Origin of the sequence: Kluyvera ascorbata ATCC 33433 (assembly GCF_000735365.1) — a bacterium.
GTDB classification, from domain to species: Bacteria; Pseudomonadota; Gammaproteobacteria; order Enterobacterales; family Enterobacteriaceae; genus Kluyvera; species Kluyvera ascorbata.
Genome location: NZ_JMPL01000037.1, coordinates 1 through 12559, shown reverse-complemented (window position 1 = coordinate 12559; position 12559 = coordinate 1). Strand labels below are relative to the sequence as shown.

The window sequence follows — 12559 nt, the reverse complement described above, 5'->3', positions numbered from 1 at the left end:
GCTGGCAAAGCACAAAGTAAATAACGGCTATTATTAGAAGAGGTTAACTGGCTGGGAGAGGAAACAATGAACAAGGTTGCTCAAATTTACCGTGAATTGGTTGGTTCGCTAACTGAACGTCTGCGCAATGGTGAACGTGACATTGATGCCCTGGTCGCACAGGCGCGGGCGAAGGTCGCACAAACCAGCGAGTTAACGCGCACTGAAATTGATGAACTGCTGCGCGCCGTGCGTCGTGACCTCGAAGAGTTTGCGATGAGCTACAGCGAAAGCCAGGAAGAGGATTCCGACAGCGTGTTTTTGCGGGTGATTAAGGAGAGTCTCTGGCAGGAGCTGGTGGATATTACCGATAAAACGCAGCTGGAGTGGCGCGAGGTTTTCCAGGACTTGAACCATCACGGGGTGTATCACAGCGGGGAAGTGGTGGGGCTGGGCAACCTGGTGTGTGAGAAATGTCACTACCATCTGGCGGTGTATACGCCGGACGTGCTGCCGCGCTGCCCGAAGTGCGGGCATGACCAGTTCCAGCGTCGGCCGTTCGAGCCTTAATTGGTATTCCCGGCGGCGCGGCGCTTGGCCGGGCTACAAGCGAAGCGCCGCCGGGGCAGGCTTAATGATAAAACGCTAACCGCTCTGCTAACAGGTCAACAAACGCCTCACGGTCAACATCTACCATAACCGTTGAATTTGGCTTATTCCCCGTCAGGAAGTAATAATCCACCACGGTCATGCCTTGGGTATATTTCCCCTGTGTCTCTACGCCGACCCAGCGCTCAACGGTAGTGAAAATCTCCGGCTTCAGCAGCCAGGCGATGGTGCACGGGTCATGCAGCGGGGCACCGACAAATCCCCATTTTTCGTCTTTGTGGTATTCCATAAAGAAGTCGAGCAGCTCGGCAACAATGGTTGAAACCGGGTTGCCAATGGCGCGAAAACGCTCGGTATCGGCGGCGTGGATCTGCGCTTTATGGGTCACATCAAGTCCGGCCATGACAACCGGAATACCCGACTGGAAGACGATTTCTGCCGCTTCTGGGTCAACGAAGATATTGAACTCGGCGGCTGGCGTCCAGTTCCCCAGGCTCATTGCGCCGCCCATAATAACGATGCTGGCGATTTTCGCGTGCAGCTCAGGATGGCTGTTTAGCAGCAAGGCCACGTTGGTTTGCGGGCCGGTAGAGACAATCGTCACCGGCTGCGGGCTTTCACGTAGGGTTTTGGCCATCAGCTCAACGGCGGTGCACGGCTGTGGCGCGAACGAAGGTTCCGGCAGCTCCGGGCCATCAAGCCCGCTTTCGCCGTGCACGTTATCGGCAATAATCAGCTCGCGCATCAGCGGCTTCACCGCGCCGCCAGCGACATGGATATCTGGGCGATTCAGCAGCGTCAGCATGCGCAGTACGTTATGCAGCGTTTTGTCAGGCGTCTGGTTCCCGGCGGAAGAGGTGATGGCTTTCACCTCCAGTTCAGGTGAGGCCAGAGCGAGAACAATGGCGATCGCGTCGTCATGACCCGGGTCGCAATCGAGAATAATCGGCTGTGCCATAGCGGTTCCTTTTCAGCATTATTTTGTGACAAGGGTAAAGCTTGAATGGAGAAGGGACGAGAATCGAGACGTCAAAGCGTGATGCAGAGCGCAAAAGGGGAGCCCGGCGCCGCTTCGCTCGGCCGGGCTACGTCTGGAGAGTTAGTGCAGGATTTTGGCGAGGAAGTCTTTCGCGCGGTCAGATTTCGGGTTGGCGAAGAAGGCCTCTTTGTCAGCATCTTCAACAATCTTGCCTTCATCCATAAAGATGACGCGGTTGGCCACTTTGCGGGCAAAGCCCATTTCGTGGGTCACCACCATCATGGTCATCCCTTCGTTCGCCAGTTCCACCATGACGTCCAGTACTTCGTTGATCATTTCAGGATCGAGCGCCGATGTCGGTTCGTCAAACAACATCGCCACCGGATCCATGCACAGAGCGCGGGCGATGGCCACACGCTGCTGCTGGCCGCCGGAGAGCTGTGCCGGGAACTTGTTGGCATGCGCGGAAAGCCCTACGCGCTCAAGCAGCTTTAAGCCTTTGTCGCGGGCTGCGGCTTTATCGCGCTTCAGCACTTTCACCTGCGCCAGCGTCAGGTTCTCGATGATAGACAGGTGCGGGAACAGCTCGAAGTGCTGGAACACCATGCCGACGTGAGAACGCAGCTTTGCGAGGTCGGTTTTTTTGTCGTTAACCCTGGTGCCGTTCACCAGGATTTCGCCCTGCTGTACCGGTTCCAGGCCGTTAACGGTTTTAATCAGCGTGGACTTGCCGGAGCCGGACGGCCCGCATACCACCACCACTTCACCTTTTTTCACTTCCGTGGAGCAATCGGTCAGCACCTGAAAGTGACCATACCATTTAGAGACGTTTTTCAGGGTAATCATTATACGGTCCTTTTCTTCAAGTAGCTGACCAGCAGCGAGGCGCTAAGGCTAATCACAAAATAGACAAAACCAGCAAACAGGATCATTTCCACCTGAGTCCCGTCACGCTCACCAATCGTGGAAGCGGTACGGAAGAAGTCCGCGAGGCTCAGGACGTACACCAGCGAGGTATCCTGGAACAGGACAATCCCCTGGGTTAACAGCAGCGGTACCATGGCGCGGAAGGCTTGCGGCAGAATGATGAGCTTCATTGACTGCCAGTGGGTCATCCCCAGCGCCAGCGCGGCGCTGGACTGCCCGCGCGAAATGCTCTGAATGCCCGCACGGATAATCTCGGAGTAGTAGGCGGCCTCAAACATCGAGAATGCCACCATCGCGGAGATCAGGCGGATATCGCTTTTCGGCGACAGCCCGAGCACGTTTTGCAGGAAGCCCGGCACAATCAGGTAGAACCACAGCAGCACCATCACCAGCGGCACGGAGCGGAAAACGTTGACGTAGGCTTTGGCAAACCAGGCAACGGGTTTAAACGTCGACAGACGCATCACCGCCAGCAGCGTACCCCAGACGATACCGATGATAATCGCCGTGACGGTAATTTTGAGGGTGATAACCAGACCTGCTAGCAGGTAAGGCATCGACGGAACAATCGAACTCCAGTCAAAATCGTACATTATTTACCTCCCAGATTGCCTGGCAGGCGGATTTTGCGTTCCACCAGCGCCATCACCAGCATAATCACGGCGTTAATGAAGACGTAGGCGAGGGTGATCGCCGTAAAAGATTCCCAGGCGTGCGCGGAGTAGTCCAGCAGCTTGCCCGCCTGCGCGGCCATATCCACCAGACCAATCGTGGAGGCGATGGCCGAGTTCTTCACCAGGTTCATCATCTCGGAGGTCATCGGCGGCACAATCACGCGATAGGCGTTCGGCAGCAGCACGTAGCGGTAGGTTTGCGGCAGGGTCAGGCCCATCGCAAGACCGGCGTTCTTCTGCCCACGCGGCAGCGACTGAATGGCGGCACGCACCTGCTCGCAGACGCGGGCGGCGGTAAACAGACCCAGACAGATCATCGAAGAGAGGAAGAACTGAATGTTCGGATCCAACTCCGACTTAAACCACATGCCGAGGTTTTCCGGCAGCAATTCCGGCACCACAAGGTACCAGGTAAAGAACTGCACGATCAGCGGAACGTTACGGAACAGTTCAACGTAGCAGGTACCAAGTGAGGATAAAAAGCGGTTAGGAACGGTACGCAGAATACCGAACAGTGAGCCGACGAGGAAAGCAATAATCCAGGCGGTAATCGAGAGTGCGACGGTGACCTGGAAACCGCTCCAGAGCCAGCCGAGATAGGTGGTGTTGCCGAATGGGGCCTGTTGTAAAAAGATTCCCCAGTTCCAGTCTATTGACATAATGAACTCCAGAAAAAAAAGGGTAGCAGTACGACCTGCTACCCTCGAAGATTGTTGAACAGCGTTTTGCGGTATTCAGGCCAGGTGGGGAACGACCACCTGACGTATAGTCTGTCCGTGCTGAACCACAATCGAGAGGGCAGATTTATCCGCCCCATTTTTTTAATTAGTTAAGTGCTTTGTCGTTTGGCGTTTTGAACAGCGCTTTCATCTCTTCTGACAGCTCAAAGTTCATGTTCAGGTTTTTCGGTGGAATTGGGTTTTTGAACCACTTATCAAACCATTTCGCCGCTTCGCCTGAAGTCTGCGCCTGAGCGATGGTGTCATCCATCAGCTTTTTGAAGTCCGGGTCATTCTTACGCAGCATACAGCCGTAAGCTTCCTGAGACTGCGGCTTGCCGACGATCTCCCAGTTGTCTGGTTTCTTGGCTTTCGCACGTTCACCCGCCAGCAGGGCATCATCCATCATAAACGCCACCGCACGACCGCTTTCCAGCGTACGGAAGGAGTCGCCGTGGTCTTTGGCGCTGATGATGCGCATATTCATTTTTTGCTCGTCGTTCAGCTTGTGCAGCAGAATTTCAGAGGTGGTACCGGAGGTCACAACAACAGCTTTATCTTTCAGGTCCGGGAAGTCTTTAATCGGGCCGCCTTTTTTCACCAGCAGACGGGTGCCGACGACGAAGATGGTGTCGGAGAACGCAGCTTGTTTCTGGCGCTCAACGTTGTTGGTGGTGGAACCACACTCAAAGTCGAAGGTGCCGTTTTGCAGCAGTGGAATACGGTTCTGAGAAGTGATTGGAATCAGCTTCACGTCCAGTTTCGGGTTGTTGAGCTTTTTCTTGATAGCGTCAACGATGGCGTTGGAGTAGTCCTGAGAGTAACCGACCACTTTCTGCTGGTTGTCGTAGTAGGAGAACGGCACAGATGATTCACGGTGGCCTACGACGATAACGCCGTTTTTAGCAATTTTATCCAGCGTCGATTGCTGCGCGGCATCGGCGGCAGGCTGTGCGTCTTCTGCATGCGCCAGGCCAGCGGTCACACCCATGACCAGCATGGCGGCGGCCAGTTTACGTAATTGCATATCCAACTCCTTTATCCTCTGCATCCGCAAAGATGCATTGATACCCATTGTGATTGTTGTGTTGTTTTCGCTGCGTCTTTAGCGTGCAGCGTTATGTGTGTTTGTTAGCATTTAGTTTGGCTTAATGTAAAGATTTTGCTGCTTTATTGTTTATTTTTGCGAGGCGCCCCGCACCGTTTTGAGGCAAAAATCGCAGTTTGCACAATAATGGTGCCACCGATGTCGTGTTGTGGTGCAACCTGGTTGCGCCGATCGGGAATATGCAGCCTCTTGATTATATTAAGCAATTGGCGTGCCAGAATGGGCGTTTTGGAAGGAGAGAGAGCGTGTAGGCCAGATAAGCGTAGCGCCATCAGGCGCAATACTGCACGGTTGCCGGATGGCGGCGTACCGCCTTATCCGGCCTACAGTCGATGGTGCACTATTTTATTTGCGACGCTGGCGCAGGCTCATGACTAGTGCGCCAAAACCGAACAGCGCGGTAATCAGCCATACCGTCCAGTCACCGGTTCGCGCATAAGGCGTTAAGCCGGTGGTTGGCGTCACTTTGGTGGTCAGTACCTGGCGCGTGAACTGCGGGATCATCGCCTGAATTTCACCGCGTGGGCCGATTACGGCGGTAATACCGTTGTTGGTGCTGCGCAGCAACGGACGAGCCAGCTCCAGGGCGCGCATACGTGCCATCTGGAAGTGCTGCCACGGGCCGATGGACTTACCAAACCATGCGTCGTTAGAGATTGTTAGCAGGAAGTTGGTGTCCGGGCGGAAGTTGTCGCGCACCTGCTGGCCGAGAATAATCTCGTAGCAGATTGCGGCAGTCAGCTTCAGGTTATGCGCCTGCAGCTGCGGCTGGACGTAAGGGCCACGGCTGAATGACGACATCGGCAGGTCAAAGAACGGCGCGAGTGGGCGCAGAATCGACTCCAGCGGCACAAACTCACCAAACGGTACCAGGTGGTTTTTGTTGTAGCGGTTAGTCGACTCGTAGCTGTACGGGCTGTCTTTGCCCAGCGTGATGATGGTGTTGTAGGTGTCGTAGCGATTCTGCTTATTGAGGCGTGAGTCGACGATACCGGTAATCAGCGTACTGTCTTTGGCGCGCAGTAAATCATCCATCATGCTCAGGAAGCGCTGCTGGTTGATTTCCAGGTCCGGGATAGCGGATTCAGGCCAGATAATCAGCTGCGACTTGCCCATCACCTGCTCGGTGGCATCAAGGTAAATTTTCAGCGTATTCAGCAGCTCTTTTTCGTCCCACTTCATTGCCTGCGGAATATCGCCCTGCACCAGCGAAACCTGGGTGGTTTTATCGGTTTGCAGGGTATACCACTGGATATAACGTAGCGGGAACGGCAGGGCGAAGAGAACGACGCCAACGACCAGCGGACGCCAGCTACGGGTCACCAATGCCAGCACTAACAGGCCGCTTACGGCCATCAGCAGGAAGTTGATGGCCTCCACGCCCATCAGCGGCGCCAGCCCTTTCAGCGGGCCGTCAATCTGGCTGTAGCCAAACTGTAGCCACGGGAAACCGGTCAGCACCCAGCCGCGCAGGTATTCGGTGATTTGCCAGACAACCGGTGCGGCAATGGCAACGCGAACCCAGTTGGCCTTCGGCCACAGGCGCGACAGAATGCCGGCAAACAGCCCGGTATACAGCGACAGGTAAGCCGCGAGCAGCACCACGAGGAAGACGTTGATCGGGCCCGGCATACCGCCAAACTGCGCGATGCTGACGTATACCCAGTTAATGCCGGTACCAAACAGGCCAAAGCCCCAAAAATAACCAATGGCGGCGGCCTGCACGGGGCGACGGTTAAGCGTCAGCGCCTGCAGCCCAAACAGCGAAACAATCGCCGCAGGCCAGATGTCATAGGGAGAAAAAGCCAGCGTACCGCTGGCTCCGAAAAGTAGCGCCAGCAGCAGACGAATGCGCTGGCGTTCAAGCAGTGAGGCAAAGGCCATGAAGGTTATTCATCCAGTTTCGGTTGTGGGGAATCGTCCGGAATTTTAACGTGAACCTGAATAATACGACGGCTGTCCGCCATAGCGACCTTGAACTGGTAACCATCGATGTCGATGGTTTCACCACGGGCTGGCAGATGGCCAAAGGCCTGCATCACCAGACCGCCAATGGTGTCTACTTCGTCATCGCTGAAGTGGGTGCTGAACGCGTCGTTGAAGTCCTCAATTGAGGCCAGCGCCCGTACCGTCCAGGTGTGGCGGCTGAGCTGACGGAAGTCGATATCGTCCTCTTCGTCATACTCATCTTCAATTTCGCCGACAATCAGTTCGAGAATGTCTTCAATCGTCACCAGACCCGACACGCCGCCAAACTCATCGATAACGATGGCCATATGGTAGCGCTGGGAGCGGAACTCCTTCAGCATACGGTCAACCCGTTTGCTTTCCGGCACGACAACCGCGGTGCGTAACACTTTATCCATGCTGAAAGCTTCAGAGTCGCTGCGCATAAACGGCAGCAGGTCTTTAGCCATCAGAATCCCTTCGATGTGATCTTTATCCTCACTGATCACCGGGAAACGCGAGTGGGCGGACTCGATGATCACATCAAGACATTCGTCCAGGGTCTGGTTGCGTTTCAGGGTAATCATTTGGGAGCGCGGGATCATGATGTCGCGGACGCGTTGGTCTGCGATATCCATTACCCCTTCAAGCATATCGCGCGTATCTTCATCGATAAGCTCGTTCTGCCCGGAATCACGGATCAGCGCCAGGAGATCGTCACGGTTTTTGGGTTCACCGTGGAAAAGCTGGCTGAGTAAGAGGGAGAAGAATCCCTTTTTGCTGTTTACTGTGTCACTACTGTGTGAATTGTCGTCGCTCATGGCGTCGTTTGGGTTCTCATGTTGATTTAACTGTCGCTCGTCGCGCGTAAAGTCAGCGCCGGACGGCATGTATACTCGTGGTACTTCACGTCTATAAAAGGCAGGGCCGAAGCCCTACCGTTTATTCTTTCTCGGAAATGTACGGATCCTCATAGCCCAGAGCAAGCATTATCTCTGTCTCGAGGCTTTCCATCTCTTCCGCTTCTTCATCTTCAATATGGTCATAGCCGAGCAGATGCAGGCTACCGTGCACGACCATATGCGCCCAGTGAGCTTCCAGCGGCTTGCCTTGCTCAACGGCTTCTTGCTCAACCACCTGACGGCAGATGATCAAATCGCCCAGCAGCGGCATTTCCATTCCCGGTGGGGCTTCAAAGGGGAATGACAACACGTTAGTCGGTTTATCTTTACCGCGGTAGGTGAGGTTCAGTTCGTGGCTTTCCGCTTCATCCACCAGGCGAATCGTGACTTCTGATTCTTCCTGAAACTGCGGGATGACGGCATCCAGCCATGTCTGAAACTGACTTTCTTCTGGCAGACCGGTGTTGTTTTCACAGGCCAACTGGAGATCGAGGATCACCTGACTCATTTCTGCTCCTGCGCCTGAGCTTCGCGTTTACGTTCTGCGGCCAGCTCGGCTTTACGTTTTTGATCGGCTTCTTCCCACGCTTCATAAGCGTTAACGATGCGGGCAACCACCGGGTGGCGCACCACGTCTTCGCTGTGGAAGAAGTTAAAGCTAATTTCATCGACTTCAGCCAGCACTTCAATCGCGTGACGCAGGCCGGATTTAGTGCTGCGCGGCAGGTCAATCTGGGTGACGTCACCGGTAATGACCGCCTTCGAGTTGAAGCCGATACGGGTCAGGAACATTTTCATCTGCTCGATGGTGGTGTTCTGGCTTTCATCGAGGATGATAAAGGCATCGTTCAGCGTACGCCCGCGCATGTAGGCCAGCGGTGCAACTTCGATGACGTTGCGCTCCATCAGCTTCTCAACTTTCTCGAAGCCGAGCATTTCGAACAGCGCGTCGTACAGCGGGCGCAGATACGGGTCAACCTTCTGGCTTAAATCACCCGGCAGGAAGCCGAGTTTTTCGCCCGCCTCAACCGCAGGGCGGGTCAGCAGAATACGGCGAATTTCCTGGCGCTCCAGCGCATCAACGGCAGCCGCAACGGCGAGGTAGGTTTTACCGGTACCCGCAGGGCCCACGCCGAAGGTGATGTCGTGGTCGAGAATGTGGGCGATATACTGCGCCTGGTTTGGCGTACGCGGTTTAATCACCCCGCGTTTGGTTTTGATATTGATGGCTTTGCCGTATTCAGGCACGCTCTCCGCGCTTTGTTCCAGCACGCGCGCTTCTTTAATCGCCAGGTGAATCTGTTCCGGCTCAATATCCTGAATCTGGCCGCGCATCGGCGCGGTATCAACGTACAGGCTGCGCAGAATGTCGGCAGCGGCGGTCACGCAGATGGCGCGTCCCGTCAGTTTGAAATGGTTATCGCGGCGGTTGATCTCGATGCCCAGTCGTCGCTCCAGCTGTTTGATATTGTCATCAAACGGGCCACACAGGCTCAGCAGACGGGCATTGTCGGCTGGCTCCAGGGTAATTTCGCGAGTGTCTATGTTCAAACTGTTCCTCTTATACGTGAGTTGCCGGTAGTAAGACGTGACCGGCTGATAAAGGAATTATTCACGCCGCAGTAAAAAGGCGCAAGCATTGCAATAAATATGGGGATAGCAGCAGGAAATACAAGGCCCGTCAGGGGAGACGGGCCAGGGAGATTAAGGCTGATAAATCCCGACGCCCGCGTCGCTCTCTTTACGCGTACGCGCAATCACCGACTCCGGTGATTCAACGATGCGCAGGCCCATCTCGTCCTCGGTGCGCACCAATTTGCCGCGCAGTGAGTTGGTGTAGACATCAACGATCTCCACATCGACGAATTTACCGACCATATCCGGCGTGCCTTCGAAGTTAACCACGCGGTTGTTCTCGGTGCGTCCGGTCAGCTCCATAATGCTCTTACGGGAGGTACCTTCCACCAGAATACGCTGCACGGTGCCCAGCATACGGCGGCTCCAGGCCATGGCCTGCTGGTTGATGCGCTCCTGCAAAATATAGAGGCGCTGTTTCTTCACCTCTTCTGGTACATCGTCGACCATATCGGCCGCTGGCGTACCTGGACGGGCGGAGAAGATAAAGCTAAAGCTGACGTCAAAGTTCACGTCGCCAATCAGCTTCATGGTCTGCTCGAAGTCCTGGTCGGTTTCGCCAGGGAAACCGACGATAAAGTCGGAGCTAATCTGAATATCCGGGCGCGCTTCGCGCAGCTTACGGATGATGGATTTGTATTCCAGCGCCGTATGGGTGCGCCCCATCATGTTCAGCACGCGGTCAGCGCCGCTCTGAATCGGCAGATGCAGGAAGCTCACCAGCTCCGGCGTATCGCGATACACGTCGATAATGTCGTCGGTAAATTCGATTGGGTGGCTGGTGGTGAAACGGATACGGTCGATGCCGTCAATCGCCGCCACCAGACGCAGCAGCTCGGCAAAGCTGCCGGTAGTACCGTCGTAGTTTTCACCGCGCCAGGCATTGACGTTCTGCCCCAGCAGGTTGACTTCACGTACGCCCTGAGCGGCCAGTTGGGCAATTTCAAACAGAATATCGTCGCACGGACGGCTGACTTCTTCACCGCGGGTATAAGGCACCACGCAGTAGGTGCAGTATTTGTTGCAGCCTTCCATGATCGAGACAAACGCGGTCGGGCCATCGGCGCGCGGCTCCGGCAGACGGTCAAATTTCTCAATTTCCGGGAAACTGACGTCAACCACCGGGCGGCGGTTATTACGAACGGCATCGATCATTTCTGGCAGACGGTGCAGAGTCTGTGGGCCAAAAACGATATCCACGTAGTGCGCGCGCTGGCGGATAAGTTTGCCTTCCTGAGAGGCGACGCAGCCGCCTACACCAATAATCAGCTTAGGATTTTTTGCTTTAAGTAATTTCCAGCGGCCTAAAAGGTGGAAGACTTTCTCCTGGGCTTTCTCACGGATTGAGCAGGTATTCAGCAGCAGGACGTCGGCTTCTGCTGCGTTTTCAGTCAGTTGATACCCATGAGTGGCATCCAGCAGATCGGCCATCTTTGATGAATCGTATTCGTTCATCTGACAGCCCCAGGTTTTAATATGGAGTTTTTTTGTCATCGACTTGCTCTTGCTCAATTATGAATAGCCCACATTGCAGGGCGCGTATTGTAATGCTTTGGTGCGGTTGTGACCAGCTTGACGGTTATTGGCCTCAGAGGGCGAAAGTCCGGTAAACTGAAGGTATTCGGCTTTAAGGATAATAAATGATGACAATTCTACACAAAGACGTTGCGGTAGTTGGCGGCGGGATGGTCGGTGGTGCGCTGGCGTTAGGGTTGGCGCAGCAGGGGTTTTCCGTGGCGGTGCTGGAGAAGAATCCGCCAGCGGACTTTGACCCGACCTCGCAGCCTGATGTTCGGATTTCAGCCATCAGCGCTTCGTCGGTGCAGTTGCTGCGTGACCTGGGCGTCTGGGATGCCGTACTGGCGATGCGTGCGCACCCCTGGCGCCGTCTGGAAACCTGGGAATGGCAAACGGCGCACGTTGTTTTTGATGCCGAGGAGCTGAAACTTCCGAACCTTGGCTATATGGTGGAGAACAACGTCCTGCAACTGGCGCTCTGGCAAGCACTGGAGGCGCATCCGCAGGTGTCGCTACTGCATGGCACATCGCTGCAGGACATGCGGGGCGAAGGCGATAGCCACGTTTTACATCTGGATGACGATCGCAAGGTTGCTGCTCGTCTGGTGGTGGGGGCCGACGGTGCGCTTTCGCAGGTGCGTCAGCAGGCGGGAATTGGCACAAACGGCTGGCAGTATCCGCAGTCCTGCATGTTGATAACCGTACAGTGCGACAATGAACCCGGCGACAGCACCTGGCAGCAGTTTTCACCAACCGGGCCGCGCGCTTTCCTGCCGCTGTTTGATAACTGGGCATCGCTGGTGTGGTATGACACACCGGCGCGGATTCGCCAGTTGCAATCGCTGCCGATGCCGCAGCTACAGCGAGAAATCGCGAGCCATTTCCCACAGCGTTTGGGAACCGTTATGCCGGCGGCGGCCGGAGCGTTTCCATTAACCCGCCGTCATGCCCAGCAGTATGTACAGCCGGGGCTGGCGCTGATTGGCGATGCTGCCCATACCATTCATCCGCTGGCGGGGCAGGGGGTAAACCTTGGCTATCGCGACGTTGACGCGCTGCTGGATGTGCTGGCAAATGCGCGCAGCATCGGCGAAAACTGGGCCAGCCTGCCGGTGCTACAGCGTTATCAGGCGCGCCGTCGGGTAGATAACCTGCTGATGCAGAGCGGGATGGATCTGTTCTACGCTGGGTTCAGTAACGATCTCGGCCCGCTGCGTGTGTTACGTAATGTGGGATTAATGGCGGCGCAGCGCGCGGGCGTGCTGAAGCGTCAGGCGCTGAAGTACGCGCTGGGATTATAGTTCTCGGTTTGTCCCGGGTTACCTTATCAACGTAGCCCGGGCAAACTCAGTGACCCTGGGAATATAAAAGTACAAAAACAAAAAAAGCTCGCCGAAGCGAGCTTTTTGAAAATGGCTGGGGTACGAGGATTCGAACCTCGGAATGCTGGTATCAGAAACCAGAGCCTTACCGCTTGGCGATACCCCAACGGTACGTCCACAAAGTGAACGACTTTTTGAAAATGGCTGGGGTACGAGGATTCGAACCTCGGAATGCTGGTA

At 55.4% G+C, this 12559-nt stretch carries 12 protein-coding genes and 1 tRNA gene; 2 read left to right on the top strand and 11 right to left on the bottom strand.

The window, feature by feature from the left end; genetic code table 11:
* Positions 1-66: 66 nt before the first annotated feature.
* Entirely contained in the window at positions 67-549 is a 483-nt protein-coding gene (locus tag GKAS_RS11060; protein WP_035894318.1) for a zinc ribbon-containing protein, read from the top strand.
* Positions 550-610: 61 nt separating this feature from the next.
* On the opposite strand, the gene rihA is transcribed toward GKAS_RS11060, so the two are convergent.
* From rihA to miaB, 10 genes are all read right to left on the bottom strand, one after another.
* Positions 611-1546 (bottom strand): pyrimidine-specific ribonucleoside hydrolase RihA, encoded by a 936-nt coding sequence (gene rihA / locus GKAS_RS11055; protein ID WP_035894317.1) that lies wholly within the window; start codon positions 1544-1546, stop codon positions 611-613.
* Positions 1547-1687: 141 nt separating this feature from the next.
* Positions 1688-2413, bottom strand: a complete 726-nt coding sequence (gltL, locus tag GKAS_RS11050; RefSeq protein ID WP_035894316.1) for a glutamate/aspartate ABC transporter ATP-binding protein GltL — start codon at positions 2411-2413, stop codon at positions 1688-1690.
* A complete protein-coding gene (gene gltK / locus GKAS_RS11045) occupies positions 2413-3087 on the bottom strand; it encodes a glutamate/aspartate ABC transporter permease GltK (protein WP_035894315.1) in 675 nt (224 codons plus the stop codon). Before gltK ends, gltL begins: the two co-directional genes overlap by 1 nt.
* On the bottom strand, positions 3087-3827 hold the full coding sequence (locus GKAS_RS11040) for an amino acid ABC transporter permease (RefSeq protein WP_035894314.1): 741 nt from the start codon (positions 3825-3827) through the stop codon (positions 3087-3089). Before GKAS_RS11040 ends, gltK begins: the two co-directional genes overlap by 1 nt.
* Before the next feature lie 166 nt (positions 3828-3993).
* Positions 3994-4914 (bottom strand): amino acid ABC transporter substrate-binding protein, encoded by a 921-nt coding sequence (locus GKAS_RS11035; protein WP_035894313.1) that lies wholly within the window; start codon positions 4912-4914, stop codon positions 3994-3996.
* A 426-nt stretch (positions 4915-5340) separates the two neighbouring features.
* Positions 5341-6879 carry an apolipoprotein N-acyltransferase gene (gene lnt / locus GKAS_RS11030; protein ID WP_035894312.1) on the bottom strand — a complete coding sequence of 513 codons (1539 nt, stop codon included), beginning with the start codon at positions 6877-6879 and terminating at the stop codon, positions 5341-5343.
* A gap of 5 nt (positions 6880-6884) precedes the next feature.
* Positions 6885-7763 carry a CNNM family magnesium/cobalt transport protein CorC gene (corC, locus tag GKAS_RS11025; protein WP_035894346.1) on the bottom strand — a complete coding sequence of 293 codons (879 nt, stop codon included), beginning with the start codon at positions 7761-7763 and terminating at the stop codon, positions 6885-6887.
* 121 nt (positions 7764-7884) lie between these two features.
* Positions 7885-8352 carry an rRNA maturation RNase YbeY gene (gene ybeY / locus GKAS_RS11020; RefSeq protein WP_035894311.1) on the bottom strand — a complete coding sequence of 156 codons (468 nt, stop codon included), beginning with the start codon at positions 8350-8352 and terminating at the stop codon, positions 7885-7887.
* Positions 8349-9395 carry a PhoH family protein gene (locus tag GKAS_RS11015; protein WP_035894310.1) on the bottom strand — a complete coding sequence of 349 codons (1047 nt, stop codon included), beginning with the start codon at positions 9393-9395 and terminating at the stop codon, positions 8349-8351. Before GKAS_RS11015 ends, ybeY begins: the two co-directional genes overlap by 4 nt.
* 153 nt (positions 9396-9548) lie before the next feature.
* Positions 9549-10973, bottom strand: coding sequence for a tRNA (N6-isopentenyl adenosine(37)-C2)-methylthiotransferase MiaB (gene miaB, locus GKAS_RS11010; RefSeq protein ID WP_035894308.1), 1425 nt, complete (start codon positions 10971-10973; stop codon positions 9549-9551).
* Positions 10974-11122: 149 nt separating this feature from the next.
* Between miaB and ubiF the strand changes: the two genes are divergently transcribed.
* Positions 11123-12298, top strand: a complete 1176-nt coding sequence (gene ubiF / locus GKAS_RS11005) for a 3-demethoxyubiquinol 3-hydroxylase (protein WP_035894345.1) — start codon at positions 11123-11125, stop codon at positions 12296-12298.
* Between the two features lie 112 nt (positions 12299-12410).
* Here ubiF and GKAS_RS11000 read toward each other — a convergent pair.
* Positions 12411-12485 (bottom strand) — tRNA-Gln (locus tag GKAS_RS11000).
* Between the last annotated feature and the right edge of the window lie 74 nt (positions 12486-12559).

What these genes read in the sequence shown, in the direction of transcription:
- GKAS_RS11060 (WP_035894318.1), top strand. Translation starts at nt 67, where the DNA reads ATGAACAAGGTTGCTCAAATTTACCGTGAATTGGTTGGTTCGCTAACT.
- rihA (WP_035894317.1), bottom strand. Translation starts at nt 1,546, where the DNA reads ATGGCACAGCCGATTATTCTCGATTGCGACCCGGGTCATGACGACGCG.
- gltL (WP_035894316.1), bottom strand. Translation starts at nt 2,413, where the DNA reads ATGATTACCCTGAAAAACGTCTCTAAATGGTATGGTCACTTTCAGGTG.
- gltK (WP_035894315.1), bottom strand. Translation starts at nt 3,087, where the DNA reads ATGTACGATTTTGACTGGAGTTCGATTGTTCCGTCGATGCCTTACCTG.
- GKAS_RS11040 (WP_035894314.1), bottom strand. Translation starts at nt 3,827, where the DNA reads ATGTCAATAGACTGGAACTGGGGAATCTTTTTACAACAGGCCCCATTC.
- GKAS_RS11035 (WP_035894313.1), bottom strand. Translation starts at nt 4,914, where the DNA reads ATGCAATTACGTAAACTGGCCGCCGCCATGCTGGTCATGGGTGTGACC.
- lnt (WP_035894312.1), bottom strand. Translation starts at nt 6,879, where the DNA reads ATGGCCTTTGCCTCACTGCTTGAACGCCAGCGCATTCGTCTGCTGCTG.
- corC (WP_035894346.1), bottom strand. Translation starts at nt 7,763, where the DNA reads ATGAGCGACGACAATTCACACAGTAGTGACACAGTAAACAGCAAAAAG.
- ybeY (WP_035894311.1), bottom strand. Translation starts at nt 8,352, where the DNA reads ATGAGTCAGGTGATCCTCGATCTCCAGTTGGCCTGTGAAAACAACACC.
- miaB (WP_035894308.1), bottom strand. Translation starts at nt 10,973, where the DNA reads ATGACAAAAAAACTCCATATTAAAACCTGGGGCTGTCAGATGAACGAA.
- ubiF (WP_035894345.1), top strand. Translation starts at nt 11,123, where the DNA reads ATGACAATTCTACACAAAGACGTTGCGGTAGTTGGCGGCGGGATGGTC.